Origin of the sequence: Lentilitoribacter sp. Alg239-R112, assembly GCF_900537175.1 — a bacterium.
Taxonomy (GTDB): domain Bacteria; phylum Pseudomonadota; class Alphaproteobacteria; order Rhizobiales; family Rhizobiaceae; genus Lentilitoribacter.
Genome location: NZ_LS999833.1, coordinates 363,032 through 389,476 on the forward strand (window position 1 = coordinate 363,032; position 26,445 = coordinate 389,476).

Sequence of the window (26,445 nt, forward strand, 5' to 3'; positions counted from 1 at the left end):
GTTTGGTAAACTCTTCTAGAAACTTACCTATCAGTAGATAGAATTATTGTCCATATAATTGTAGAATTGAACTCAGAATTTGAATCAACGATCTCGTGAACAGATTCATAAAAGCGTGCTATTAAATTGAAATATATGAATATTTATAGAATACTTGGCAGGAACAAACACAATGCTGGTATCGCAATAATAATGCCAACGCGAACCAGCTCGACCATGAAAAACGGGATCACGCCTCGAAAAATAGTACCAATTGGTGTGTCAGGTGAGAAGGATTTAATCACAAACACATTAATGCCAACGGGCGGCGTGATGAGGCCAAGCTCGACCACAATGAGTGCTAATATTCCAAACCAAATTTTGAGCTGATCACTATCCATACCGAAAGCTGCATTGGATGCAGTTACATAATCTCCGCCATTTAGTTCCACCAGCACAGGCCAGAAAAACGGCACAATGACGAGGATCATCGAGAGCGATTCCATGAAGCAACCAAGCAGGATTAAAAGCGCCAACATGGCGATTAAAATGAGATAAGGTTCAAGCGATGAATTGGCCGCCCATTCGCTCAAATATACAGGCAGCCCTGAACGTGCAAAAAAGCCTTTTAAGATATCAGCTGCAAACAAGATAAAGTAAATCATGCCTGATGTTTTGGCGGTTTCTAACAAGGCGTTTTTGAAATTGGCAAATCCAATCCCTCCTCCGTCCGCGTTGACGCTTGTTTTTAATTTTCTGAAAATGCCATAGATAAGGATCAGAACCACGCCCACCGCAGCTGCGGGTGTGGGGGTAAAAAGGCCTAAGCCCAGCCCCAAAATAATGACGCCGAATATGAGACTCACAGGGACCAACCTGCGTAGCGCATCACGCCGTTCGTCAGTGCCGATTTCAGGTTGTTTAGGTGCAAGCACAGGGTTTTGTCTCACCCGCCAATTGGCAGCTATGCAGAAGAATAGCGCAGCCAATATCCCCGGGATAATCGCCGCCTGAAACATCTCAATGATCGATGCTTCTACCACAATGGCATAGATGACCAACGCGACCGATGGGGGGATCAAAATACCAAGTGTGCCACCAGCGGCTAACACGCCCGTGGCAAAGCCTTTATCATAGCCCAGACGATCAAACTCGGGCAATGCGACACGGCTCATGGTGCTTGCAGTGGCGATGGATGATCCACTCACCGCGCCAAAGCCCGCACAGGCGCCAATGGTTGCCATGGCAATGCCACCGCGAATATTGCGCGTTAACACACTGATACCCTTGAATAAATCTTTACTCAGACCGCCTTCTGCAGCCAACAATCCCATGAGGATGAATAAGGGAATGACGGACAAATCATAATTGGCCACGCTATTCCACAATGCGGATTTAAACTGTTGTAGATATGGTCCGAATTTGAGGAATGGAGAGGTAAGCGATATGACCCACGACCCGCCTATTCCTGTGATCAACATGGCCAACGCGACAGGTACCCGCAACATGATGAGCATAAAGACAGATAAAAGTCCGAACAGACCGATGAGTTCACGCTCCATGTGTCCTCGCCCCGTTTGTTTTGGTTGGCAACTCTCGCATTGTCATAAGTGCAGCGATTGTCCACAATGCAGATGACATTATACCCGGCAGCATAAAACCCCATACAGGCCAACCAAGAACGGCTGTCACCGTTCCATCACCCCTTGCCTCAACCATTCCATGATAGAGCATGACACCAAGAAAGATGGCAACAGCCACCATCAGCAGGTTTGAGATAAAATGCATAGTATTCTGCAGCCAGGCAGGTGCTGATTTCATAAACACATCAACGGCAATATGCCCGTGCTTAAGCTGACAATATGGCATGAAAGACAACGCAACGACCCCGACCCAAAGCGTGACCATATCTTCAAAACCTGACAGACCTGAAACATAGCCACCAAATGGGCGCACCAGCACATTGGCCGTAAAGCCCATGACATTGAGAACAGTTACAAAAACGGCACCCATCAACAGGATGCCGCCTAAAATCGCCCAGAGTTCAATGGTTTTAATCAGGATCTTGGTCAGAATGTTCAATAGCCCAAAATCCTACTGCTTGTTATTAAAATTACTTGTCAGAATGAGCAGCAATAGCAGCTTTTGCTTTTGCCATCAAAGCATCACCATCGATACCATTGCCGGACACTTCTTTGATCCAGCGCGCGCCAACCATTTCAGCTTTTGTTGCAAATTCTGCGGATGCTTCTGCCGTCAACGCAGTGACCTTATTGCCTTTATCTCTGGCAAGCTGAATGCCAATCGGCTCAACATCATCCCATACTTTGCCCATTGCATCTGCAAAAGCAGCGCCTGAATTATCATCGATGACCTTCTTTAAATCATCGGGCAGAGAATTGTAGGAGGCCTTATTCATAGCAAACAAGAATGTTGATGTGCCAAAACGCTGACCTGCATTAAGTTCAACCGAATAATCAGTCAATTCTGCAATTTTAAGCGGAATGGCAATCTCAAACGGAATCAAACCGCCATCTATATTGTTTTTGGCAAGCGCTTGCGGCAAAGCTGGCACTGGCATACCTACAGGTTCTGCACCCCAGCTCTCAAGCATCCATGCACCTGTACGCGATGGAGAACGAACTTTAAGCCCCTTCATATCAGCAAGCGACTGCACGTCTTTTGATGTCAGGTGCAGCGCATTTCCTGCATGAACATGCACAAGAAGCGGATGGATATCTTTAAAATCTTCTGCCAGATCAGCCGCCAAATCCTGAATGGCTTTATTTGTAGCTACCGCATTGCCTTTGTGAACACTCGGCAGTTCGAACACTTCAACACGGGGAAAAACGCCAGGTGTGTAGCCTGGTAATGTCCAGATAATATCCGCTACGCCATCGCGAACCTGATTATATAGCTCTGGCGGCTTTCCGCCCAATGCCATTGCAGGGAAAATCTCGAATTTAATCCGTCCACCAGAGGCTTCTTCGATATTTTTTACCCAAGGCTCAATCATCTTTGTATGTGTGCCAGCTTTTGGGCTTAAAAAGTGATGGATTGAAAAATTAAACTCAGCAGCAAGCGCACTGCTCGCAAACCCGCTCATCAACGCGGTCACGCCAACAATCAACGCTCTTTTTACAATTCTCACTTCAACGTCTCCTACAGCAACATTATTATTCACATCATATAGCCAACAACACCGCCTGTTCGCAATCTTGATGTAGCCAATTTATTGCAAATTACCGACACATACGAGAGCAGTAAAACCAAATGCCTGACGCTAATTGACAAATAATTGCCGATTTTGTGGACATCGCACGTGATGATACCTACATTCGGCTAGAAATTTAACGTGATTCATTAGCGATGCTTTAAGAGATGTTGTGCATTGAGTTATCGCTAAGATTTAAAAACTATCTCAACGAGGATATCGATGATTTACATGGATAAAGACGACAAAAAAGAAGATGGCAAAGATGCTGGCAGCGGACATGTCGCTGAGCTTTTGTTTAAAAGCCGCAATGTGCTGATCACAGGTGGTATCGACGATAAAGTTGCCCGCACTGCTGTTTCTCATCTTCTTGCTCTTGCGGAAGATAATGACGACCCGATCAACCTGTTCATCTCTTCACCCGGTGGCCACGTTGAATCCGGTGACATGGTTCATGATATGATCAAGTTCATCAAGCCAGTTGTACGCACAATTGGTTCTGGCTGGGTTGCAAGTGCTGGCGCGCTTATCTTTGTTGGCGCTGCAAAAGAAAATCGTTATTGCCTGCCAAATACGCGCTTCCTATTGCATCAACCATCTGGCGGCGTTGGTGGCATGGCATCAGATATTGAAATTCAAGCTCATCAAATTCAAAAAATGCGAGAACGTTTTGAGCAACTCTTTGCAGATGCAACAGGCCAGACACCTGAAAAAATCCACGAAGATACAAACCGTGACTTCTGGTTAAACACTGACGAAGCAATAAAATACGGCCTTCTGGGTCAGGTGATCAACGCACAAAGCGACCTTCCAAAAAAATAGGCTTCTTTAAACGTTAAGAAATTTAGAAACCCGATTGTGCAAACAGTCGGGTTTTTGTCTGCCATGGAAAACCTTCAAGAGGTAATTTACCGAATGCGGCGAATTCTACGTTAAGCTGAAATTTCTGACTGCAGATTTGCGCCAGAAGGAAACATTACTGCTGCTCAGTTTCAAATGTTAACCCAAAGGGAAATAACGATGATTATGTTTCGCCGTTTTTTGCCAATTTTCAAACCTCTCATTGTTTCCATTCATTGTGCATACGTTGAAAAACATCCACGCCCATCTGTTTCATCATAAATATAATATCAATCGGCACCCAATTCTCTCTGATAAGGCCTTCGTGATGATGATAGAAATCCATGACACGCATTTGCAACATTTTGCCAGTAGCGCCTGAGCCCAAGAACTCGCCATCATGAGGTGAAACAACGCTCGGCCAACCACCAGTCACCGTAAAATCACCATCACCTACGCGAATATAATGCCCAGCATTTAACTCTTTCATCAGGTCTTCATGGCCATCCCAAAGCGAACTGCTCATCCGATTTGGAAAGGCAAGACGAAACGGTAACTGATGATAATCAACAAATCCTGCTAACGACCGAGTTGTACCAATGCCGCTTGGGCCATACCACATCATTTTTGGGTGCCAATAGTTTTTTTGCTCCATATTGATAAGGCCATCACGAGTGAAATGCTCAGGTCCATTATTGTCACCAAGTGATTTCTGCATCAAAAGTGTTTGTTTCATATTCTCAGCAGATAATTCCTCAGGGCTTGTCGAAAGTTGTATCCCATTACCTGTATTTGGTCCTGCCCAACGTCCTTCCAACCCAGTACTTGGTGGCAGCGGCCAATAACCCGCCTGACGCATGACATCCAAGATGTCCCAGAGACAATTACTTTGAACGATCTTACCATCTTTAACCTGATGAACTTCGCCATAACGAATATATGTTGGATTGTTATTTGCGGGAATTGTAAGCCAGTCTTTTTCAAAGTTACCACAAAAATGACCGACTGTTGCGATGTAATCCCGCCCCTCATAGCTACCTGCCATAAAAATCAGATCGCGTCGTTCTAGATCGGGAAAACTATGTTTAAGCGGCCGCCAAACATCTTCAAAAACAGCATCAACACCCCGTTTTTCATTGATTGGATATGAACCACGCCATTCAACATCGCTAGAATATAACGCTTGCAATGAATGAGATAAATCTTGATCTCTGCACTCTGTAAGATCATGTAATAGTTGGTAAAAAGCACGTCTAATATCTTGATTCACTGCGGTTCCTATCTTGGTTATCCCCATAACATATAACTAGGCTTGCATTCGTATGCAAGCAATGTTAGCGTTAATGCATACGAATGCACAAAATGTAGGAAATATGAAGATATTTCTATATTTTTGATGAGTTTATTGGGAGAATTAATATGAATAAAATTTTGAAATCTAGTTTGGTCGCTGCCACTTTACTGGCAAGCACAGCTATTGCTCACGCCGCATGCGGAATTGATGGCGGTCGTGTAAACATTGTAGGCAATGAATTTCCAGCTATTCAAACAGTTGGTAAAGAGGCCATGGCATGTGCCGGAGACGGTATTGAAATTAAAACCAATTTAACGGCAGATCATCAAAAGATTAATCTCGCTGGCATGACAGGCAATCCTGCCGAATATACATCAGCTATTGTTGCAAATTCATCTATTGTTGCTCTCATGAATGGTGACGTCATTCGTCCATTGGATGATTTAGTTGCAAAGCATGGTGCCGATCTTAAGAAAAATCAACTTATAACAATTAATGGCCAAGTCATGGCTGTTGCATTCATGGCAAATGCTCAGCATCTTGTTTATCGCGCCGATATTTTGGAAAAAGCAGGTGTTGAAGTTCCAACAACATACGAAGAGATGTTGGCAGCAGCTGAAAAAATTCGCTCAATGGGCTTGATGGAAAACCCTGTAGGTGGTGCATACAAAGCCGGCTGGAATTTAGCTCAAGAATTTACAAACATGTTTATCGGCCATGGTGGTGAATTCTTTAAATCGGGTTCTGCGGAAGTCACAATTAACAATGACAAAGGCATTGCTACGTTAGAAATGCTCAAGTCTTTAACTACATACATGAACCCAGATTATCTTACCCATGATTCAAACGCGACAAATGCCGAGTATCGTGCAGGTAATGTTGCATTGATGAATATGTGGGGATCACGCGCGGCAACACTACTTGATGCCGAAGGAGTTTCAGACGAAGTTAAGGCAGGTTATGCGATAGCTGGTCCGATGACTGTGGCTGGCGGTGAAACACCTGCAACTACATTGTGGTGGGATGGCTGGACCGTTGCCAAAAACACATCAGACGCTGATGCAGAGGCAACATTTATTGCGCTGAAAAATGGTATTCGACCTGAACTCATGTCAAACGCTGAAATTGCAAAGCAAGCCGTTTGGTTGATTGATGGTTATGAGCCAACTGATGCAGCTAAAGGCGTATTTGCAGCTGCACAAGCTGGTTCCACACCATACCCAATGGTCCCTTTCCAAGGTCTTCTTCACACAGCACTTGGTGCAGAAATCCCTGATTTCTTGCAAGGAAAAGAAGATGCTGCAAAAACATTGGCTGACGTCGAGGCCGCATATAAGGCAGCAGCTAAAGAAAAAGGCTATCTATAGAAGATAGAACTTAGTCCAGGGAGGCTGGATGAGCCTCCCTGAATATTCACTTTTCGAAAATGTTTGAATTGAAGTTACCTTAGGCTTCACCACAAGATGAGCGTGTTGCTTTTCTCGAGGGGCTTTTTGTGTCTTCCGTCAACTAAGCTTTTGTCTTCAAGCATTTTCAAAAATTGAATTGTCGCAAAGCCCTATTATTTTGAGCAACGGCATTCGGGAGGGAATGAAGTGGGAACTATGAAAATACATATTTGCGTAGTTATGGTGATGCCAAATGAAACATAAAACGTTTTTTTGGTTCATCCTGCCGACAGCACTTGCAATGGTTCTTTTCATTGCGATGCCTATCGTATCGATTGTTACACAATCACTTTTCACGCCTCATGAACAGGCATTTATGACTGTTGAAAATTGTGATCCGTTTGGCTGTAAGAAAGAGACAATTATTGATACGAAAGCGATGGCGCAACTTAACGAAGAAAAACCGCTTGGTAAGTTTGCTGGCCTATCGATTTATCTTGATCGCAACCACCTAGCGGCAAGTGAAGTGACTAACGCTTGGAGCAGTACCGATAGTTTTGGTGAATTCCTTTCTGCCGTTAATAATCTGCCCTTTTATAGAGCTATGGGTTTTACGCTGAGTTATACATTCATCGTAACCCCCCTTCTTATTGTTCTTGGCTTTGCAATCGCAATTGCAGTTAATTCGCTACATGGCTCTATTAAAGGATTAATCATCTTTTTCTCTTTGTTACCCATGATCATTAATCCTCTTGTAGGTTCACTTATTTTATTTTGGATGGTCGATGCACGCGGTATTTTTGGTTCTGCATTGCAATGGTTGTTTGACGACCCAACTCTCTCGCTTAAGGCATCGACAACGCTGACATGGATCATGCTCATGGTCTACGGTGTGTGGCACTCAGCACCATTCGCCTTTGTTGTTTTTTACGCTGGTTTGCAGACCTTGCCACAGGATACGCTTGAATCAGCAATGATTGACGGCGCTTCAAGGTGGGAACGCATCCGCTATGTTGTTATTCCGCATATTATGCCACTCGTCACATTTGTTGCGCTTATTCAATTAATGGATAACTTCAAGGTATTCGAACCTATTGTTGGGTTTAATGCAGAGGCGCACGCTCAATCATTATCATGGTTTATTTATAATGATCTAAGTGGGGAGATCAAACTGCTCTCCTCTGCATCAACAACGTCAGTTTTGACTGTCATCGGCGTTGCTATCTTGCTTTCACCTGTCCTTGTCCGCACTTGGCGCGACTTTACGAGAAAGGCTTGAATCCATGTCTTCAGTTGCAATGCGCAGATCACCAACAGTAAAGTTTTTCTCCTATGGCTTTCTTGCCATTTGGTTAGTCCTAGCTGCATTTCCATTCATTTGGACGCTTTGGGGTTCATTTAAATTTGAGCTAGACTTCTTCTCTATCTCTGATTGGACCGATGCCATAACGGGTACGAGAACGTTTGCCGAAACCGGTAGTGCTTTCACGGGTGCTGGCTATGAAGGGGCCTGGGTACAAGAGGAGTTTTGGAGAGCAGTTCTCAATACATTCATCGTTTGCTTTTTTACCGTCATAACGTCTCTTACTATTGGAACACTTGGCGGTTACGCGCTTTCCCGTTCGACATTTAAATATGCGTTTTGGCTTCTTATGATCGCGCTCATTTTTCGTGCTGTGCCACCAATTACACTTGTTTCCGGTTATCTATTACCGTTTTATGAATGGAACCTTTGGGGCATATTACCAACCTCAATCATTGTATTGGTGGCAATCAATCAACCCTTCACCTTGTGGATGTTACATTCATTCTTCACCAAAATCCCAAAAGATCTTGATGAAAGCGCCATGGTTGACGGTTGCACAAGGTTCCAAGCTTTCCGCTATGTCATCATACCTGTCATGTGGCCGGGTGTTATCACAACCGGATTATTTTCATTTTTGTTGGCCTATAATGACTTCGCTGTCACAGCCATGCTTCTTGCAAAAGAAAATCAAACCATGGTTCCAAAAATTGCGAGCTTCCTAGGTACAACGCAAACCGAGGGGAATGTGATGTTTGCCGTTGCTGCGGTGGTATCTGCTACTGTGCCGGTATTCATTCTTGTCATGTTCTTCCAACGTCAAATTGTTAGTGGTCTGACCGCTGGCGCAGTTAAAGGTTAATTCAATGGCCAATATTAGTTTGAAAAAAGTCAACAAGCGCTGGGGCAATTTTGTCGGAGTGCATGAATTTAATCTTGAAATTGCAGACAAAGAGTTTCTAGTGTTGCTCGGCCCGTCTGGCTGCGGCAAGACAACAACGATGCGAATGATTGCTGGGCTTGAAGATGTGACATCTGGAGAGATCCAAATCGGAGATAAAGTTGTCAACGATCTTGAACCAAAAGACAGAGATATTGCCATGGTATTCCAAAGTTATGGCCTATATCCGAACATGACGGTTTGGGAAAATATACGTTTCCCGCTCAAAGTTCGTAAAGTTGATCCTGCAATGCATGAGGAGCGCGTTCAACGCGCCGTTGACATGGTGGAACTAAATGACTTCACGCATCGTCGTCCCGCAGAATTGTCAGGCGGCCAGCGCCAGCGGGTGGCACTTGCGCGGGCTATCGTTCGCAAACCACAAGTATTTTTGATGGATGAGCCGTTATCCAACCTTGATGCTAAGTTGCGCGTTTCAACACGCGCTCAAATCAAAAACCTGCATCACGAGCTTGCTGTTACAACAATTTATGTAACGCATGATCAGATCGAAGCAATGACTTTGGCGGACCGCGTTGTGGTGATGAATAAGGGTAAAGTTCAGCAGGTCGGCACACCGGTAGATATTTATGACAAGCCACAAAATACATTTGTTGCTAGCTTCATTGGTTCACCTGCGATGAACTTGATTGAGGGTGAACTTAAAGACGGTACATTTACGACAAGTAACGTAAAGATTTCCGGCTTAACAAAAAAGCATAACGGCAAAATCACTCTTGGCTATCGTGCGGAAGACGCCGGCATAGCGGATGTTAGTAGCTCGATAAGTGCACCAGTTTACTCCATGGAATTACTCGGTGATGCCACCATGGTAACAGTTCGAATTAACGGCGTTTTGCTATCGGTCAAAGCTGGAAAAGAGTACCGAGCAAACATCGGTGATCATGTGCACTACACGATTGCGCCAGAAATCTGCCATTTGTTTGATAGCGAAACTGGTGAACGAGTTGCCGATAGCTGATGGGAAAATATGAGAATATGACGTCTCACCTTCAAAATAAACTGACTTATAAAGCTTATTTAGATGCTTTTAAATACCCTGATGATGAGGGTTATCTCAGCGCTGTCGAATGCATATTTGCAGAAAATGCCAATATCAATATTGTCCACCCATTCAATGATATGTCTGGCCCAAATGCCTATTACGAACGTTTCCTAAAACCGTTGATGGATGCCTTTGAAGGGCTGTATCGCACAGATTATATTCTGATGGCAGGTTCGTATGAAAGTGATGATTGGGTGTCCTCTACTGGATACTATGCAGGGCATTTCCGGAACAATTGGCTTGGCATTAAAGCCAGTGATCGCCTCACTTATCTACGGGTCGGTGAGTTTCATAAGATGGATAATGGTAAAATTGTTCAGAGTTATATCTATGTCGATATCCCGGAATTAATGATGGCCTCAGGTCAATGGCCACTATCACATGGACCTGCGGTTAAGCCCGGGCATACAGGGCTTTTAATGGGTCCGGCGAGCCATGACGGTATTTTGCTGAATGATGCGGATAATGCTGAGAGCAAGGTTTCTCTAAACATGGTGACGGATATGTTACGTCAACTTAATACACCAGATGAAGCATGGCGCCCATATTGGCATGACAATATGATGTGGTACGGACCAGCGGCCTTTGGCAGTTTTATCGGCAAGGAAAATTTTGCAGGTTTTCAAGTCCCGTTTGAAAATTGTTTTTCAAGCTGGGTTGGGGGCGCTACCGAGGGGAGCCAAACTAAGCACTTTATTCGGACCGCTGATGGAAACTATGTCTGCTCCGGTGGGTGGCCATCGTTGAACGCGTTTCAGGTTAAGCCGTTTTTGGATCAACCTTCAACGGACAAATTATTATTTATGCGGGTTTGCGATTGGTGGCGCAGAGACGGAGATCTTTTGGTTGAGAACTGGGTTTTTGTCGACATCCCGCACGTGCTTTTACAAATGGGATATGATCTGTTTGAAGATTTGAAGGAAAAAAACGAATAATGAGTGCTGAAGAACATGTAAAGAAAAGCCAAGCAACATTGGCAGCTATCAAAGCTATGGAAGAGGCGCTTGCCTCCAATTCCAACACTATGGAAGATCATTTTCATGAGAGTTTTCGCTGGATGGGCAATCAAGGTTGCGGCACAAAAAACAACCTCAAAGAATTTCGCAATAATTGGCAATTGCCATTGCGAGCTGCCTTCACAGATCGAGTTTATAAGACAGAAAAGTTCTTAGTTGATGGGGAATGGGCATCATGCTTTGGCTATATTGAAGGAACGCATTCCGGCGAATTTATGGGCATACCAGCGACAGGTAAGCGCGTGGACATTCCATATATGGATTTCTGGAAGGTTACGGATGGGCGCATTGAAGATAATTGGGTTTCTGTTGACTTTGCAAAGGTGCTCGCACAACTCGGTGTAGATGCATTTAACGGCCAAGGTTGGGAAACCTTTGATACGGGTGAGAAAACACCCTTACATCCTGAATAGATTAGTCACTCTGATGGTTGGGTGCATAAGGAGACGAATGTGATTGAGTATTTAAAGCGTGGCATGGCAGAAGCAGACCGTGCAATCGAAAATGATAAAGTAGAGAAAATCGTCTCGAATGCGCTTAGACAGATCGAAGCCGAAGGCGATAAAGCTGTCCGTTCAATGTCGGAAAGTTTTGACAAATATTCACCTGAGAGCTTCAAATTAAGTCAGATTGATATTGATGCATTGATCGCAAAGCTCACATCGCGCGAACTTGCGGACATTAAATTTGCACAAGAACAAGTTCGTAATTTTGCACAAGTGCAACGTGACTCAATGCATGATGTAGAAGTAGAAACAATGCCGGGTGTTACCTTGGGTCACAAAAATATCCCCGTTCAGTCTGTTGGTTGTTATGTACCAGGTGGTAAGTTCCCAATGGTGGCTTCAGCTCATATGTCTGTTGCAACGGCCTCAGTCGCCGGGGTTCCCCGTATTGTGGCTATGACACCACCATTTAATGGTGAACCAAACCCAGCCGTTATTGCAGCGATGCATTTAGGTGGTGCACATGAAATATACGTACTAGGCGGCATTCAAGCCGTTGGCGCAATGGCAATAGGCACGGAGACAATAGAGCCTGTTCATATGCTTGTTGGCCCGGGCAATGCGTTTGTTGCAGAAGCAAAACGCCAACTCTTCGGACGCGTTGGCATTGATTTGTTCGCTGGCCCAACAGAAACCATGATCATTGCGGATGAGAGCGTGGATGCAGAACTCTGCGCCACTGACCTTCTTGGTCAAGCAGAACACGGCTACAATTCACCTGCTGTTCTTTTAACGAATTCAAAAAAATTAGCAGAAGAAACACGTTCTGAGATTAATCGTATTTTGACCATTCTACCAACAGCTGGAACTGCGAAGGTTTCATGGGAAGAATATGGCGAAATCATCGTTTGTGAAACTTATGATGAAATGCTGGAAGTTGCCAATGATGTAGCATCAGAACATGTGCAGGTAATGACGGATCGTGATGATTGGTTCTTGGAAAACATGCACTCCTATGGCGCCCTCTTCTTAGGCCCACGCACAAATGTCGCCAATGGCGACAAAGTTATCGGCACAAATCATACCTTGCCGACCAAAAAAGCTGGCCGATATACGGGTGGTCTTTGGGTTGGTAAATTCCTTAAAACGCATTCCTACCAAAAAATAACAACCGATGAAGCAGCAGCAATGATTGGCGAATACGGTTCGCGTCTTTGCATGCTTGAAGGGTTTGTTGGCCATGCTGAACAATGCAATATTCGCGTTCGTCGTTATGGTGGTCGCAATATTCCTTATGGTGAGGCGGCAGAACCAAAAGATAACGCGGAGGTTGCAGCAGAATAATGCATTTACCTAGCACACCTTCATTTCGTTTAGATGGCAAACGCGCGTTAGTTACAGGTGCGTCATCTGGCATTGGGCTGGGGGCAGCTGTCGCACTTGCAGAAGCTGGCGCACATGTTGTGATGGCAGCACGCACTTTGCCGAAGCTCATTGAGGCTGTAGATGCTGTAAATGCAAAAGGGCTAAGCACAGAGGCATTGCAATTAGATGTTTCAGATATCGCTAATATGCAAGCAAGCATCGACGAGCAGGATACATTTGATATACTTGTCAATTCTGCAGGCGGCGCGCGTCATAGTCCGGCACTGGAAACAAAGGTTGACGATTTTGATTTCGTCAACGATCTAAATGTGAAATCTGCCTACTTTCTTACGCAGAGCATTGCTAAGAAGCTTAAAAAGATAGGCAAGCCCGGCTCTCTTGTAAATATTTCGTCTCAAATGGCCCATGTGGGCGGTATCGACCGCGCCGTATATTGCGCTACAAAACATGCGGTTGAAGGTTTTACGAAATCCATGGCCATGGAATTTGGTCCTTTAGGCATCCGCATTAATACAATTTGTCCGACATTTGTTCGCACACCGATGACTCAAGCTACTTTCGATGATCCAAATCGCGTTGCCTGGATTGAAGAAAAAATTAAACTCGGCCGCGTTGGAGAGATTGAAGATATTATGGGTGCAGTAGTTTACCTCGCATCGGATGCTTCATCCTTAGTTACGGGAACGTCACTTCTCGTAGATGGAGGGTGGACCGTTGGGTAAAGAAACCGTTACTTCATTTGACGTTGCTCAGCGTGCTGGCGTAAGCCAGTCAGCGGTTTCGCGTGTCTTCTCCCCCGGGGCGAGCGCATCGCCTAAGATGGCTGAAAAGGTCAAGAAGGCTGCTGACGAATTAGGGTATCGCCCCAATGTATTAGCGCGTTCACTGATCACGGGAAATTCAAAGATCATCGGGCTTGTGGTCGCCTATTTTGACAATCAGTTTTATCCAGAGGCCGTCGAGAAACTATCTAAAGCTTTGCAAGTTGAAGGTTATCACGTTCTTGTTTTTATGGCCTCAAATGGTGATAATATTGATAAGTTGATGCAAGATCTACTAGACTACCAAGTTGAGGGAATAGTATTGGCGTCCGTCGCTGTATCTTCAGACCTGGCCGCGCGTTGCGATGCTGTCGGTGTTCCTGTTGTTCTATTTAACCGCCGCCAAGATGATGATCGCTTTTCATCAGTAACATCTACAAATTACGAAGGTGGACGAAAAATTGCAGAATTCCTCATAGCCGGAAAACATGAACGTATTGCTCATATTGCCGGGTGGGAAGGCGCATCTACACAGCGTGACCGTGAAGCCGGCTTTATGTCAAAAATGGAAGAAGAAGGTGTGACATTGTTCGCACGCGAAGTTGGTAATTTCCAGTTTGATGAAACCCAGGAAGCAACACGTCAGATGTTCAATCGGGATATTGTTCCAGATGCAATTTTTGTTACTAACGATCACATGGCTATTGCTGTTATGGAGTGCCTACGTGATGAATTTAAACTTAAAATACCTCAGGATGTATCAATCATCGGATATGATGATGTCGAGATTGCAAGCTGGCCAAGTTTTTCACTAACTACAATTCGCCAACCCGCTAACAGAATGGTGGATGCAACAGTTTCAACTTTGATGAAACGTATCCGCGGCGAAGATATTACACCGCAAAAAATTGAAATTGACAGCCCTTTGATGATCCGTAAATCAGCGCGCGTTCCTCATAAATGGGTCGAAGAGTAAAGCTTAGGAATACATAATGCATGGTTTTGATAGCCGCTGGAAAGACTTTCCAGATTACATCATCGGGATAACAAAAGAAATATGGGAAGGTCGTGGTATTGGTACGCTGAACCATTATTATACAGATGATATTCCGGTACGATCTCCTATGGGAATTTCCATCGGCAATGCGCCCGTTATGGCAGCGACGATGGCAACCTTGCGCGAATTTCCCGATCGGACCCTCTATGGTGAAGATGTTATATGGAGCGGTACACCGGAGACAGCTTTATTATCATCGCATCGCATAGTTTCAACAGCTACTCATAGCCACGATGGCCTATTCGGCAAAGCAACAGGTAAGAAGTTAACTTATCGAATTATAGCCGATTGTGCTGCTAAAGATAACGCAATTTTTGATGAATGGTTGATCCGAGATTACGGCGGCATAGTTCGTCAACTTGGTCATGAGCCAAGGAAGTTTGCGAAAAAACTAATTAAAGCGGAAGGTGGCGTGGATAAATGCGCAAAACCTTTTACTCCTGAAATTGATGTAGATGGCGGATATCATTCGCGCGGCAATGACAATGAATGGGGCAAAAAATATGCGTCCACTTTGTCTAGAATGATGGCAAATGAATTTGATATTATCCCTGATCAATATGACCGAGCGGTATTAACCGAATATGCAGGATCGCAAACCGGGATTTCGCACGGATCGGTAAATGATTTTTGGATGGGGCTTCGGTCTTCATTTCCAAATGCTGACTTCAAGATTCACCATCAAATAGGCTTAGATGGAGATATGTTGTCACCACGTGCGGCGATACGCTGGTCACTAGATGGCAAGCATGATGGCTGGGGTTCCTTCGGCAAGCCAACGGGCGCAGATATCCATGTGATGGGAATGTGTCACGCAGAATATGGACCGTTTGGAAACGATGGCAGCTCTATCCGTCGTGAATATGCACTTTACGATGAAATTGCGGTTTGGAAACAAATTCTAATGCAAAATAATTGATATATTTGGAGAGTAAAATGACACCCCAGGAAATGGACCAGCGGATTGTTCGCTATGGTGAATTAAAGCCATGTAAGACAGCTTTCATAGATGCGCATACACCAGGTTCCGACCAGAAAGAAAACTTCACTATCATCGGTGGTGGCGTTTCTGAAAGTCCTGACCAACATGTGCATATCAAAGAAACACCGGGTTTTAATATTGGTGCTGCTGGCCAGCCGCCAAAGTGCCGAAATTCACTTCATACACATACCACTGCTGAAGTATTTTTTGTGCTTAAAGGCAGATGGCGGTTTTTCTGGGGTCGTTGGGGTGATGCTGGTGAAGTCGTATTGGAAGAAGGTGACATTTTTAATATTCCAACGGGTGTATTTCGCGGGTTTGAAAACATAGGAACAGACTACGGTATGATTATGGCTGTTCTAGGCGGAGACGATGCAGGCGGTGGCGTAGACTGGGCACCACAAGTGATTGAAGACGCATCCGGTCATGGATTAGTGCTTGGCGAAAATGGCAAACTCTATGACACGAAAAAGGGGCAAAATTTGCCTGATGACATCAAACCGATGCCGTTAATGACAAAAGAAGAACTCGCGAAAATTCCAGAACCATCCACCCCGGATGTAGTGCGCGATTTTGTGGCTCGTTATTGGGACTTAATGGCATTGTCAGATAAGCAGCCCGTCAAAGTTATTGGCGATGGCGCATTGCTACAGGATAAACCTGGATTTGATATTGAGCTACTTTCCAGGCACTCAATCAGCACCGAACGTTATGCACTAGAGAACCACGAAATTTTAATGATTATGCGGGGGCATTGGAAATTAACATGGGATGGTGGCGAAAGCATCTTAGCTCCCGGCGACACATGCGCCGTACCACCAAATCTATCACACAGCTTAGAGCCATCAATGAGTGGTGAGGCTAGCCTTTATCGCATTTTGAGCAATGATGATCCGGCTGGCGCGACACAAGCTGCTTAGAATTTTAAGGAAGACAAATGACCAAAGTAAAGACTACGCATGTCGGCTCATTACCACGTACTCAAGACGTTGTTGATTTCATCTTTGCACGTGAACATGACAAATCATTTGATCAGGCAGAATTTGATGCCTGTATGACAAATGCATGCTCAGAGACTGTGCGCAGGCAAGTGGAAGCTGGCGTTGATATCGTTTCTGACGGTGAAACCTCAAAAATATCGTACGCAACTTATGTAAAGGACCGTTATACCGGGTTTTCTGGAGATAGTGATCGCAATGCCCCAGGTGATCTGAAGCTTTTTCCGGGCTTTTTACAACGTCTTTCTGATGATGGTGGTACACCACAATACGCCCGACCAAAATGCACAGGCGAAGTGAAATCTAAAGGCCAAGATGAACTAAATAAAGATATCAACAATCTGAAAAACGCAATGGCTGAACACGGAGCTAAACGCGGCTTTATGAATGCCGCCTCCCCCGGAGTGATTTCACTTTTCCTGCAGAATGAGTACTATGCTGATCGTGCCGCTTATCTTGAAGCTCTGGCTGATGTCATGAAGGCCGAATATGAAACAATCGTTGCTGCTGGATTAGATGTACAGCTTGATTGCCCTGATTTGGCACTCTCACGACACATGTTGTTTGCAGACTTATCTGACGACGAGTTTATCAAAATCGCAAACATGCATGTTGAGGCACTCAACTACGCGCTACGCGATGTTCCACAAGAAAAAGTACGGCTGCATATCTGCTGGGGTAACTATGAAGGACCGCATGTCTGCGATATAGATATGGAAAAGGTTTTCCCAACATTAATGAAAACAAAAGCCAGATATATTTTGTTTGAAACATCAAACCCACGTCATGCTCATGAGTGGACAGTCTTTCGTGATCGCAAGGATGAAATTCCAGAGGATAAAGTGCTTGTACCAGGTGTGCTTGACACAACAACAAACTTCGTTGAGCACCCCGAACTTGTGGCACAACGTGTCGAACGTTTTGTCGATATAGTTGGCGCTGATCGTGTCATTGCAGGATCTGATTGCGGGTTCGGCACTTTTGCAGGATTTGGCACAGTTGACCCAGATATCGCATATGCCAAACTAAAATCTATGTCTGATGGTGTAAAACTTATAAACTCTCAGCAAGGATAAGAGTTTTGAGAACCCTGATCATGTTACCCGGAATGATGTGCGATGAAAGATTATTTTCGTCGCAGACCGCCCACCTTAGGGGGCAATATGACGTGCGCGTTCTGCCAATTCATGAATACCAATCTATCGAAGCAATAGCTAAAAACGTTTTAGAAAAAGCACCTGCAAAATTTGCTCTTTTGGGACTTTCCATGGGCGGTATCGTAGCGATGGAAGTTGTGAAACAGGCACGTATGCGTGTCACCCACTTAGCTCTATTAGATACAAATCCAATCGCTGAAAGTGAACATGTTAAGCTACGTCGCGGTCCACAAATCCAGAAGGTAAAAAACGGCTGTCTTACTGAGGTAATGCGCGATGAGATGAAACCAAATTATCTAGTCGATAGTCCACAAAAGCCAGCGATACTTGAATTATGTATGGCGATGGCAAAAAAATTGGGCAACGAAGCTTTCGTCAATCAATCAATAGCTCTACGTGATAGACCAGATTATCAAAACGTTCTTGCAGATATTTCTATCCCCTCTCTCATACTAGGTGGGCGAGAGGATTTATTGTGCCCGGTAGAACGACATGAATTAATGCATAGTTTGATCAAAGGTTCGCAGTTAACGTTTATTGATGATGCGGGTCACTTACCAACATTAGAACAGCCGAGCAAAGTCAATGACGCACTTGATGCTTGGCTCGAACATAAATAGAGAACAAAATGACACCTGAACTTTTTAAATTACTAACGTCTGTTGATACACCGACAGTATGCAATGCAATTGAAGTTGCGCAAGGCCAGCGCGGTTTTAGTGATTTTACCCGTGGGACTATGTTGTGTTCTAACGTAAATACAAGTGCGATCGTTGGGTATGCGCGTACAGCACAGATAGCTGCAACTGAACCGCCGAAAGAGCCAAAAGATGTTATCCGCGCAAGACGAATGGCCTATTATAAACATATGTCTACAGTAACAGAAGGGCTTGTTGAGGTTCCAAGCATAGCGGTGATTGAGGACATGGATTACCCCCATGCAATTGGTGCTTATTGGGGTGAAGTGAATACGAATATACACAAAGCATTTGGAATGTCTGGCGCCTTAACAAACGGCGTCATGCGTGATCTTGGTGATATGGCAGAGAATTTCACGGTGATAGCCGGCTCGATTGGCCCCAGTCACGGTTTTGTTCATGTTAAAACGGTAGGAGAGCCAGTCGAAATCTTTGGTATGCGAGTTAGAGATAATGATCTTATACATGCAGATCGTCATGGCGCAATTGTAATTCCTCAGTCTGTTATAGGAGGTCTTGAAGCAGCAATTAATAAGCTACTTAGAACTGAAAAAATTGTTTTAGAACCTACTTATGGTAAGCGCATTACATTTGAAGAGTTCGAACACATCTGGGCTAGTTTTGAAGCTGCAAGAACATAACTAATTTAAGCACAAGAAACTTCCGCTAACGGGATGGATTGGTTGCAGCTCTAGAAACTGCTGTATGAACCAAGAACCTCTCAGTTACAAACATCCCCGTTTTCAACCCGAGATCATTGCACGAGCCATTTGATTGTACTTTCGGTTTCCATTGAGCCTTCGTTTGGTTGAGGAAATGTTGCTTGAGCGTGAGATTGTCTTCTCCTATGAAACCATTGTCGCTGAGCATAAAGTTCGGCCGAGTTATATCTGCTGATTGCACCGTAAGCTGCCAAGCGTTTGTTATGGCACCTTCTGGATTGGTACCCTAACCGATGGGCACTGATAGTACTGGGATCCTAGGGTGCTGCACATCGTCAATTCATGCCTCATATTGAACATCGATCTCACAAGGAGCCTAATAGCAGAGAATTCTCAGTTTCTCATTGTAAGCGATGGTAAATAGCTTAACATAGCTGGTAATTGTTCCAAAGCAGAACCAAGTAGTACAATTTGAAAAGCCCCGCCTAAATCAGAAAAAATTATCCATCAACTAATATTATTCCATTGAATCTTCATGCTGTCCTTAGGTGTGTTACCTTTCAAGACATCCGCTACTTGTTCTAAAGACATTTTGTGTGTGGTTAATTGGCCAATATCCTTGCCAAATGTGCGAATAACATCCAAAGCCTTGGGAATATTATGGTTGAGCGAATGAGAGCCGACTAAACTGAGTTGACGTCGAAATAACTCGAATGGTTTGATGGTGATGTCCGCATTGGTAGGGCAAACACCAAAGAACAAACCAACTCCGCCATTAGCCATGTATTGTGTCAATTTTTCTGCCACAGCAGGAACTCCAGTCGCATCAGCGACCAGATCAAAGCTTTGGTGCATTTGCGTTAGTTCGCCACTGCCAGACATGATTGATTTGAATCCCATATTTTCTGAAAAATTTAAGCGATCTTCATTTAGGTCTGCCAATGTGATATCTTTGACACCCAAAACACGCATCCCAATTGCTAGTAGTAAACCAATCGGGCCTGCACCAAATATTATAGCGTTGTTGGCAGTTTCAGCCCGCGCGGCTCCCAATCCATTTAATATACATCCCATCGGTTCAGCCAGCGCAGCCACATCGAATGGCAAGTCACCGATAGAATGAACGGCTGAACTCTTTGTAACGCTTTTTTCTGCGAATCCGCCGTGATGTGTAACGCCATACGCTTTCAAATCATCACAAAGGTTAGACCGACCATTTAAACAAGCACGGCATTTTCCACATTCGAAATTGGGATCGACTACAACCCTGTCGCCTAATTGGTAGCCTTTAACATTGGAGCCAATATCTGAAATTACACCAGTATATTCATGCCCCGGAACAACCGGGAATGCTGACGAGCCATAATTGCCATGCAAGACTTCAATGTCCGTGCCACATATACCACTCGCGCGAACATCAACAACAATTTCATCTTCATTCGGCTTTGGGTCCGGAAGCTCCAAAAGGGAGACTTCATTTTTACCTGTGTAAACTATTGCACGCATTGCTCATCAGTCCTTAAGATAGCTGTGAATTGTTTGTTCTGTCACGTTGGTCCAGATTAAATGTAACCATTTGGAAAGGCATTGCCAAGTTGAATAACCTTACTTCATGGTTTAGCAACAGCAATGAAGCCGTAGCTACCAATTTGTTTGCTCGAATAATCAAAGACAACGGCTGGCCAAAAAATCGCGATAGACAAGAGTAGTGCTAATCTTGCAGGATTACAAAATATGAATCTTTTGCTGCTGTTGCATGGATGGATGGATGGATGGATGGATGGATGGATGGATGGATGGATGGATGGATGGTTCTGATTAATTGACATCCTGCAAGTCATATATCTCAATAACATAATTGAACGGGGTCGCTCTTTCATCAAGAAGTTAACCCGTCCGTGAAAGGCTTCAAATCTTTTCAATCTGCATCAGCAATACTTGGGTGGTATCGAGGTTGCCCACATGATGAGAAAACGTCAATTTATTACCAGTGGCCGATCCCCTTTAACAATGTGAAGCCACCGCTCAGCATAGCTCTTAAGGTACTGAGAGGTTTCAAATTGCTCCTGGCTTAACGCAGTCGATGAATTATAATTTTCTAAAGTTAATATCGCAGCGCCGATGCTGGTTCCTGTACCACGGGAAGGCTGTACAGGAGAGGACGTCGCAGTTGCCAACATATCGCAGTAAAGCTCGTTTTTGGAGAATGGTCCTTCAACAATTTTCTTACCTTTTCCTCCAATCAAGGAAAGACAGCTAGCAGTCATCATTGCAAGATAATATGAAACCGCGACATAATATTGACCGTCACTTAACCTTGCTGGCTCAACAGTCCAGTGGTGCTGCCGCCCCTGAAAAGGACCGGAATTTTGCATAACAGATGGCAATAGAATCACGTTATTTTGTAAGATAAATTCTACGTCCTCAGGCTCGAACTTATGTTTGCGATTTGCCATTAGAACTTCAAACTCGCGGCCTCCCATGAACCGAGCGGATGGCACCGGGTTACCAAAGCCGTTTACATTTATCAACGTGTCCCGCTTTGGATCAAGTTCAGTTTGCGCGCTGTCAATAGCCATAGCAATAACCCAGGTTCCCGTGGACACTACAGAAAACGGTCCTTTTTCCATAACTAAGTGCGGTAACAACGATGCATTTGAATCATGAATTCCGCAATAAACAGGCACATTCTGTTGTAAGCCAGTTTGTAAAGAAACTTTAGGCAAAACAGGCCCTAGTTGTTCATTTGCCTTCGCCACAGGCGCCATCTTATCAAGCCAACCAAGTTTGCAAACCATTGACGAATACTTGCTCTGGTTGGGATCCCACAGGTCTGTATGACAACCAAGCGACGTAAGCTCGTTTCTTAAAATTCCGGTTAACTGAAAACTCCAGTATTGAGCATAGGTAACAATATGTTTGGTTCGTATTTTAATTTCCGGAAAATTATTGAACAGCCAGAATATTTGCGCACCTAGATTTAGGCCAACTGCGAGCCTGGGTGAGCCTGTTTCACTAAATTCTGGGCGGATTTCATCATACGCGTCACTGGTACTTTCAAGACCTTCAAACTCATAATCCATGACAGGTGTAACCAGTTCACCATTATCATCAATCAGCGCACAACACGCGCCATGCGTTGTCACCGAAACGGCAACTATAGCAAACTCTGTCGCAAACTTTGTAAGGGATGAAATAATGAACTTATAGATACTATCCACATCAAAATGTGGATAGGGCGGCGCTGGTAAAACTTGATTTGGTTGAGTAACAACCGCGACTTCTGTTAGTAAATCCCTATCAACCAACGCTACTTTAGCATTTGTCTTTCCGATATCAATAACTGCAATTACAGATCTCTGCACCATCCAATTCAGTCCATATGAAATACGAGTTTTAAATCTTCTGCAATAGGTTCGTTTTGATCATTAGTTGTCATGATATCCGCCATATGCGCCCACCAATTTTTCATGATATCTGTATTGGGTAAATCAGCCATTGTATGGTTCTTACTTCGCCATAAAACACCGAAAAGTATATTTGTCTCTTCATCTAAAAATATAGAATAGTCCGAAATGCCAGATGCCTTTAAAAGCGTTACAAGTTCGGGAAAAATCTCATCATGACGCTTTTTGTATTCTTTGGCCATGCCCCTATTGAGGTACATCTTAAAGCCGATTTTTTCGTCTTTCATTGTCATGCTTTTAGCCTGCTTTTGAGTTTGCCAGCGATAATTGGAAGCGCGATAACAAAGATGAGCAAAGCTCCTATAAATATAGACATTACAATACCTGGAATGTTGAGCAATCCTAATCCAAAACTAATGAGGCCCATAATAAATGCAGCAATGAAAACACCTTGAATTGTACCAGATCCACCCAGAATAGATATGCCACCCAACACGACCATAGTGATGACTTCAAGCTCCCATCCTTGCGCAATAGATGGCCGCGTTGACCCAAGTCTTGATGTTAATAATACCGCCGCAACACCAGACATTAACCCAACCAGACAAAACAGAATGAACTTGATGCGTTTAACCCGCACACCAGAGAATTGAGCGGCTGTTGCATTATTGCCAATTACAAAAATTTGACGACCAAAATTGGTCTTATGCAACAGTACGAAATACGCCAGCGCAACCACCAGAAATAACACAAATTCAAACGAGATCACCCACCAAACATAACCTTGGCCAAAAAACGCGAATTCAGCTGGATACCCGTTAAATGCCTTATCTCCCAAGATAATAAATGAGATCCCTCGGAAAAATGACATTGTGCCAATCGTAACAACAATTGAAGGTAAGCCCAATCCTACAACAAGAGTTCCGTTGAAAGCTCCGCATAAAACGCCGACGAATAGGCCAACCAACACAAGTTCGCTCGTTCCAAATCCGAGCTGCAGACACAATCCCATAATCGTTGATGAGAGCGCGATGATTGCAGCGACAGATAGATCGATTTCACCTGAGATAATCAAAAGTGCCATAGCAAAAGCGATGATGGCTTTTTCAGTGAAGTTAAATGTTGCGTCAGACAAAGACCATGCCGACAAAAAATAAGGCGACATGAGAGTATTTAAAATAAACAAAGCAATCGCGACAATCAGCAACAGGCTTGGCCAAGAAAAGACAGCTAGTTTTAGCGGGCTCTCAAGCTGATCTGCAATATGACGTGTTTGAGGGTTGAGATCACTCATGATTGCACCTCGTGATCTTTCAAGATTATTCGCTTGCCCTGTTTTTGGCTGCTTGCATTAATGATCACCGCAAGAATGATCGCTCCGCCCGAGATAGCCATCTGCCAAAATGGGGATACTCCAATCACTGGCAGTGCATTGCTGATAAATCCAAGGAATAGAGCACCCAAAACTGTTCCAATAACCGTTCCAACCCCGCCCGCAATTGAGATGCCCCCAATAACGCAGGCTGCTACAACAACCAGCTCATAACCTTTAGCCACTTCAACGGATCCAATCACATAACGTGATACCCACAAATATCCGCAAAATCCGGATAGGGCACCAGAGATGCAAAACGTCATGAATTGCGTTTTGCCGATGTTGATACCAGTATACAATGCGGCACTAGGATTAATACCGATTGCGTAGATAGACCTGCCCGCCGACGTGCGGGTCATAAAAATGAAAAATGCCAGAACAATAATAATTGCGTACCATGACAATGCCGGTATGCCCAAAAATTCAACTCGCGTATACTGAATAAAACTCTCAGTAAAGGCATCAGCATTGACCCATTTACCGCCAGCCAATACGAAAATAATTCCACGATAAATGGTTAAAGTTCCTAGGGTTACGACGATTGAAGGAATACCAAGCCACCAAACAAGACTACCGTTGAAAATACCCATGATGAGCCCGCAACTCGTAGCGATTAACATCAATACGGGAACAGGTACTTCAGGATATGCGGCATTAATTAGCGCAACAATCATACCTGACAAGGCAAGGTTTGAAGCCATGGAAAGATCGATGGACCTTGTTAAAATGACAGCCATTTGCCCCAACGCTAAGATGATGAGCATCGAGCTATCATTAAATATTTCAATCATTTTTTGGTGTGATATAAAACCAGGTGATCGCAATGTTGTGCCGACCACCATCAAAGCGATGATCAACGTCAGCCAGAATTCATGATGCCGATGGAGCGATTTCATGCGACTTGCTCCTCAATACCGGCAGCAGAGCGGATCAGTGTTTCTGCAGTTAAACTATCATCATTTTGAAAAACTTCGGCTATCAAACCATCACGCATGACAATGATACGATCGCTCATTCCCATGACCTCCGGTATCTCAGATGAAACCATAATGACGCTTAACCCTTCAGCAACGAGTTCCGCCATAAATAAATGAACGGCTGCTTTGGAACCGATATCGACCCCCTTCGTTGGTTCATCCAGAATGATAATGTTGGGTTCAACTGCTAGCCATTTTGCAATAACGACTTTCTGTTGATTGCCACCTGATAATGTTCCGGCATGCTGGCTTAATGACGCGGCGCGCAGGTCAAGGCGTTCCGCATATTTCCTCGCTAAAGCAAGCTCATTTGCCATTCTCAAAAAACCGTTTCGCGATGTTGTATGCAAAGAAGGAAGTGAGATGTTTTCTACGATTGGCAAATCTAGCACAACACCTTGTTTACCGCGCTCTTCTGGTAAATAAACTATGCCTGCTTTCACCGCGTCCGCAGGTCCTTTAAGCGTGATTTCTTCACCAGCTATCGTTAGTGTTCCTGATGAAGGCCTGGTTATTCCAAATAACGCCTGCATGAGCTCGCTGCGCCCAGCACCAACCAGACCATAGAATCCAAGTATCTCGCCCCTGTTAAGCTCAAAATTGATGTCGGCAAATTCGGTCGGATGATTATAATTTTCAACATGGAGCACAGGGGCGCCAATGGACGAGCTACGTTTGGGGAAGATTTGATCAACAGATCGTCCAACCATCATTTGTACAATCTCATCTTGCGAGGTTTCAGAGAGCATTCCACAACCAACCATCTGACCATCTCTAAAGACGGTATATCGCTCAGCAATTCTGTAAATCTCATCAAACTTATGAGAAATAAATAGAATGGCTTTGCCGTCACTTTTCAGTTTGTCGACAAGCTTAAATAAATCTTCGATTTCCTTGTGGGATAGCGCAGCTGTTGGCTCGTCCATAATGACAATATCGGCGTCAACAGAAAGCGCGCGTGCAACGGCAACCAGATGTTTGTTTGCTATTGAAATTTCTTTCAATTTGGTATGAGCATCAATATGCGAAGCGCCAATGTCATTAAGTATGCTTGTCGCATCAGAATAGAGCTTCTTCCAATCGATGGTTTTAAACTTTGTTTTGGGTGTGTGTCCAAGGTAAATATTTTCCGCGACACTCATCTCATCAAATAGAACGGTTTCTTGGTGGATCGCTGTAATGCCATGCGAAAAAGCATCATGTGCAGATCCGAGAACCACTACTTTGCCATTGACTGAAATTTCACCTTCATCAGGTTGGTAAATGCCGGTCATAGTTTTTACCAAAGTCGATTTACCAGCGCCATTTTCACCAATAAGGGCGGTAACTTGTCCACGGTAAAGCTCAAGCTCAACGTTTTGTAGTGCCTTTACCCCAGGAAAAGACTTGCTAATACCAGATAATTTTATCACTGAGTTTTGCATTGAGAGCTCGATGAATTCGCCAAAGGTGGGATGGATATTTTCGCAAAATGAGGCAGCTAAAAGCTGCCTCTGAAG

The 26,445-nt window shown here is 44.2% G+C and carries 25 protein-coding genes and 1 pseudogene; 16 read left to right on the top strand and 10 right to left on the bottom strand.

From position 1 onward, the window contains the following. Nucleotides 1–143 precede the first annotated feature (143 nt). Genes G3W54_RS02110 through G3W54_RS02120 form a run of 3 tightly spaced genes read right to left on the bottom strand, consistent with a single transcriptional unit; the run spans nt 144 to nt 3,130 of the window. Nucleotides 144–1,541, bottom strand: a complete 1,398-nt coding sequence (locus G3W54_RS02110) for a TRAP transporter large permease (protein ID WP_162651500.1) — start codon at nt 1,539–1,541, stop codon at nt 144–146. Beyond that, nucleotides 1,531–2,061, bottom strand: a complete 531-nt coding sequence (locus G3W54_RS02115) for a TRAP transporter small permease subunit (protein ID WP_197742775.1) — start codon at nt 2,059–2,061, stop codon at nt 1,531–1,533. Before G3W54_RS02115 ends, G3W54_RS02110 begins: the two co-directional genes overlap by 11 nt. Before the next feature lie 31 nt (nt 2,062–2,092). After that, the gene (locus tag G3W54_RS02120; RefSeq protein ID WP_197742776.1) at nt 2,093–3,130 is read right to left on the bottom strand and encodes a TRAP transporter substrate-binding protein; all 1,038 of its coding nucleotides are present in this window, start codon (nt 3,128–3,130) and stop codon (nt 2,093–2,095) included. Nucleotides 3,131–3,424: 294 nt separating this feature from the next. On the opposite strand from G3W54_RS02120, the gene G3W54_RS02125 reads away from it, so the two are divergent. After that, entirely contained in the window at nt 3,425–4,015 is a 591-nt protein-coding gene (locus G3W54_RS02125) for an ATP-dependent Clp protease proteolytic subunit (protein WP_162653520.1), read from the top strand. A 238-nt stretch (nt 4,016–4,253) separates the two neighbouring features. Here the strand turns inward: G3W54_RS02125 and G3W54_RS02130 are convergent, their stop codons facing one another. Next, nucleotides 4,254–5,303 (bottom strand): ester cyclase, encoded by a 1,050-nt coding sequence (locus tag G3W54_RS02130; protein ID WP_162651501.1) that lies wholly within the window; start codon nt 5,301–5,303, stop codon nt 4,254–4,256. A 149-nt stretch (nt 5,304–5,452) separates the two neighbouring features. Here G3W54_RS02130 and G3W54_RS02135 point away from each other — a divergent pair, with 149 nt between their 5' ends. From G3W54_RS02135 to G3W54_RS02205, 15 genes and pseudogenes are all read left to right on the top strand, one after another. Continuing rightward, entirely contained in the window at nt 5,453–6,694 is a 1,242-nt protein-coding gene (locus G3W54_RS02135; RefSeq protein ID WP_162651502.1) for an extracellular solute-binding protein, read from the top strand. A gap of 274 nt (nt 6,695–6,968) precedes the next feature. Beyond that, entirely contained in the window at nt 6,969–7,994 is a 1,026-nt protein-coding gene (locus G3W54_RS02140; RefSeq protein ID WP_162651503.1) for a sugar ABC transporter permease, read from the top strand. Nucleotides 7,995–7,998: 4 nt separating this feature from the next. Then, a complete protein-coding gene (locus G3W54_RS02145) occupies nt 7,999–8,880 on the top strand; it encodes a carbohydrate ABC transporter permease (protein WP_162651504.1) in 882 nt (293 codons plus the stop codon). Between the two features lie 4 nt (nt 8,881–8,884). Further along, nucleotides 8,885–9,940, top strand: coding sequence for a sn-glycerol-3-phosphate ABC transporter ATP-binding protein UgpC (gene ugpC, locus G3W54_RS02150; RefSeq protein WP_162651505.1), 1,056 nt, complete (start codon nt 8,885–8,887; stop codon nt 9,938–9,940). A 17-nt stretch (nt 9,941–9,957) separates the two neighbouring features. Then, nucleotides 9,958–10,959 (top strand): nuclear transport factor 2 family protein, encoded by a 1,002-nt coding sequence (locus G3W54_RS02155; protein ID WP_162651506.1) that lies wholly within the window; start codon nt 9,958–9,960, stop codon nt 10,957–10,959. After that, nucleotides 10,959–11,453 (top strand): ester cyclase, encoded by a 495-nt coding sequence (locus G3W54_RS02160; protein ID WP_162651507.1) that lies wholly within the window; start codon nt 10,959–10,961, stop codon nt 11,451–11,453. Before G3W54_RS02155 ends, G3W54_RS02160 begins: the two co-directional genes overlap by 1 nt. Nucleotides 11,454–11,516: 63 nt before the next feature. Further along, a complete protein-coding gene (hisD, locus tag G3W54_RS02165) occupies nt 11,517–12,830 on the top strand; it encodes a histidinol dehydrogenase (protein WP_162653521.1) in 1,314 nt (437 codons plus the stop codon). Further along, on the top strand, nt 12,830–13,594 hold the full coding sequence (locus G3W54_RS02170; RefSeq protein ID WP_162651508.1) for an SDR family oxidoreductase: 765 nt from the start codon (nt 12,830–12,832) through the stop codon (nt 13,592–13,594). Before hisD ends, G3W54_RS02170 begins: the two co-directional genes overlap by 1 nt. Then, on the top strand, nt 13,587–14,609 hold the full coding sequence (locus G3W54_RS02175) for a LacI family DNA-binding transcriptional regulator (RefSeq protein ID WP_162651509.1): 1,023 nt from the start codon (nt 13,587–13,589) through the stop codon (nt 14,607–14,609). Before G3W54_RS02170 ends, G3W54_RS02175 begins: the two co-directional genes overlap by 8 nt. Before the next feature lie 16 nt (nt 14,610–14,625). Then, nucleotides 14,626–15,609, top strand: a complete 984-nt coding sequence (locus G3W54_RS02180) for an ester cyclase (RefSeq protein ID WP_162651510.1) — start codon at nt 14,626–14,628, stop codon at nt 15,607–15,609. A gap of 17 nt (nt 15,610–15,626) precedes the next feature. Continuing rightward, nucleotides 15,627–16,592: a cupin domain-containing protein gene (locus tag G3W54_RS02185; RefSeq protein WP_162651511.1), complete on the top strand. Its 966-nt coding sequence runs from the start codon at nt 15,627–15,629 to the stop codon at nt 16,590–16,592. 17 nt (nt 16,593–16,609) lie between these two features. Then, on the top strand, nt 16,610–17,746 hold the full coding sequence (locus tag G3W54_RS02190; RefSeq protein ID WP_162651512.1) for a cobalamin-independent methionine synthase II family protein: 1,137 nt from the start codon (nt 16,610–16,612) through the stop codon (nt 17,744–17,746). A gap of 5 nt (nt 17,747–17,751) precedes the next feature. After that, nucleotides 17,752–18,447 (top strand): alpha/beta hydrolase, encoded by a 696-nt coding sequence (locus tag G3W54_RS02195; protein ID WP_162651513.1) that lies wholly within the window; start codon nt 17,752–17,754, stop codon nt 18,445–18,447. 8 nt (nt 18,448–18,455) lie between these two features. Beyond that, nucleotides 18,456–19,166: an RraA family protein gene (locus G3W54_RS02200; protein ID WP_162651514.1), complete on the top strand. Its 711-nt coding sequence runs from the start codon at nt 18,456–18,458 to the stop codon at nt 19,164–19,166. Between the two features lie 64 nt (nt 19,167–19,230). After that, nucleotides 19,231–19,383: pseudogene (locus G3W54_RS02205) on the top strand (IS6 family transposase); the annotation flags it as partial. A 311-nt stretch (nt 19,384–19,694) separates the two neighbouring features. Here G3W54_RS02205 and G3W54_RS02210 read toward each other — a convergent pair. The 6 genes from G3W54_RS02210 to G3W54_RS02235 all read right to left on the bottom strand — a co-directional run bounded on the left by G3W54_RS02210 (nt 19,695) and on the right by G3W54_RS02235 (nt 26,370). Continuing rightward, a complete protein-coding gene (locus G3W54_RS02210) occupies nt 19,695–20,693 on the bottom strand; it encodes an alcohol dehydrogenase catalytic domain-containing protein (RefSeq protein WP_162651515.1) in 999 nt (332 codons plus the stop codon). Nucleotides 20,694–21,163: 470 nt separating this feature from the next. After that, nucleotides 21,164–22,555, bottom strand: coding sequence for an FGGY-family carbohydrate kinase (locus tag G3W54_RS02215; RefSeq protein WP_162651516.1), 1,392 nt, complete (start codon nt 22,553–22,555; stop codon nt 21,164–21,166). Nucleotides 22,556–22,560: 5 nt separating this feature from the next. After that, complete coding sequence (gene rhaM / locus G3W54_RS02220) at nt 22,561–22,881, bottom strand: L-rhamnose mutarotase (protein ID WP_174244235.1); 321 nt, start codon at nt 22,879–22,881, stop codon at nt 22,561–22,563. A 2-nt stretch (nt 22,882–22,883) separates the two neighbouring features. Then, on the bottom strand, nt 22,884–23,888 hold the full coding sequence (locus G3W54_RS02225; protein ID WP_162651518.1) for an ABC transporter permease: 1,005 nt from the start codon (nt 23,886–23,888) through the stop codon (nt 22,884–22,886). Next, nucleotides 23,885–24,865 (bottom strand): ABC transporter permease, encoded by a 981-nt coding sequence (locus G3W54_RS02230; RefSeq protein WP_162651519.1) that lies wholly within the window; start codon nt 24,863–24,865, stop codon nt 23,885–23,887. The genes G3W54_RS02225 and G3W54_RS02230 overlap by 4 nt, the downstream gene beginning before the upstream one ends. Then, nucleotides 24,862–26,370 (bottom strand): sugar ABC transporter ATP-binding protein, encoded by a 1,509-nt coding sequence (locus G3W54_RS02235; protein WP_162651520.1) that lies wholly within the window; start codon nt 26,368–26,370, stop codon nt 24,862–24,864. Before G3W54_RS02235 ends, G3W54_RS02230 begins: the two co-directional genes overlap by 4 nt. Between the last annotated feature and the right edge of the window lie 75 nt (nt 26,371–26,445).

What these genes read in the sequence shown, in the direction of transcription:
- G3W54_RS02110 (WP_162651500.1), bottom strand. Translation starts at nt 1,541, where the DNA reads ATGGAGCGTGAACTCATCGGTCTGTTCGGACTTTTATCTGTCTTTATG.
- G3W54_RS02125 (WP_162653520.1), top strand. Translation starts at nt 3,425, where the DNA reads ATGGATAAAGACGACAAAAAAGAAGATGGCAAAGATGCTGGCAGCGGA.
- G3W54_RS02135 (WP_162651502.1), top strand. Translation starts at nt 5,453, where the DNA reads ATGAATAAAATTTTGAAATCTAGTTTGGTCGCTGCCACTTTACTGGCA.
- G3W54_RS02140 (WP_162651503.1), top strand. Translation starts at nt 6,969, where the DNA reads ATGAAACATAAAACGTTTTTTTGGTTCATCCTGCCGACAGCACTTGCA.
- G3W54_RS02145 (WP_162651504.1), top strand. Translation starts at nt 7,999, where the DNA reads ATGTCTTCAGTTGCAATGCGCAGATCACCAACAGTAAAGTTTTTCTCC.
- ugpC (WP_162651505.1), top strand. Translation starts at nt 8,885, where the DNA reads ATGGCCAATATTAGTTTGAAAAAAGTCAACAAGCGCTGGGGCAATTTT.
- G3W54_RS02155 (WP_162651506.1), top strand. Translation starts at nt 9,958, where the DNA reads ATGACGTCTCACCTTCAAAATAAACTGACTTATAAAGCTTATTTAGAT.
- G3W54_RS02160 (WP_162651507.1), top strand. Translation starts at nt 10,959, where the DNA reads ATGAGTGCTGAAGAACATGTAAAGAAAAGCCAAGCAACATTGGCAGCT.
- hisD (WP_162653521.1), top strand. Translation starts at nt 11,517, where the DNA reads ATGGCAGAAGCAGACCGTGCAATCGAAAATGATAAAGTAGAGAAAATC.
- G3W54_RS02170 (WP_162651508.1), top strand. Translation starts at nt 12,830, where the DNA reads ATGCATTTACCTAGCACACCTTCATTTCGTTTAGATGGCAAACGCGCG.
- G3W54_RS02180 (WP_162651510.1), top strand. Translation starts at nt 14,626, where the DNA reads ATGCATGGTTTTGATAGCCGCTGGAAAGACTTTCCAGATTACATCATC.
- G3W54_RS02185 (WP_162651511.1), top strand. Translation starts at nt 15,627, where the DNA reads ATGACACCCCAGGAAATGGACCAGCGGATTGTTCGCTATGGTGAATTA.
- G3W54_RS02190 (WP_162651512.1), top strand. Translation starts at nt 16,610, where the DNA reads ATGACCAAAGTAAAGACTACGCATGTCGGCTCATTACCACGTACTCAA.
- G3W54_RS02200 (WP_162651514.1), top strand. Translation starts at nt 18,456, where the DNA reads ATGACACCTGAACTTTTTAAATTACTAACGTCTGTTGATACACCGACA.
- G3W54_RS02210 (WP_162651515.1), bottom strand. Translation starts at nt 20,693, where the DNA reads ATGCGTGCAATAGTTTACACAGGTAAAAATGAAGTCTCCCTTTTGGAG.
- G3W54_RS02215 (WP_162651516.1), bottom strand. Translation starts at nt 22,555, where the DNA reads ATGGTGCAGAGATCTGTAATTGCAGTTATTGATATCGGAAAGACAAAT.
- rhaM (WP_174244235.1), bottom strand. Translation starts at nt 22,881, where the DNA reads ATGAAAGACGAAAAAATCGGCTTTAAGATGTACCTCAATAGGGGCATG.
- G3W54_RS02225 (WP_162651518.1), bottom strand. Translation starts at nt 23,888, where the DNA reads ATGAGTGATCTCAACCCTCAAACACGTCATATTGCAGATCAGCTTGAG.
- G3W54_RS02230 (WP_162651519.1), bottom strand. Translation starts at nt 24,865, where the DNA reads ATGAAATCGCTCCATCGGCATCATGAATTCTGGCTGACGTTGATCATC.
- G3W54_RS02235 (WP_162651520.1), bottom strand. Translation starts at nt 26,370, where the DNA reads ATGCAAAACTCAGTGATAAAATTATCTGGTATTAGCAAGTCTTTTCCT.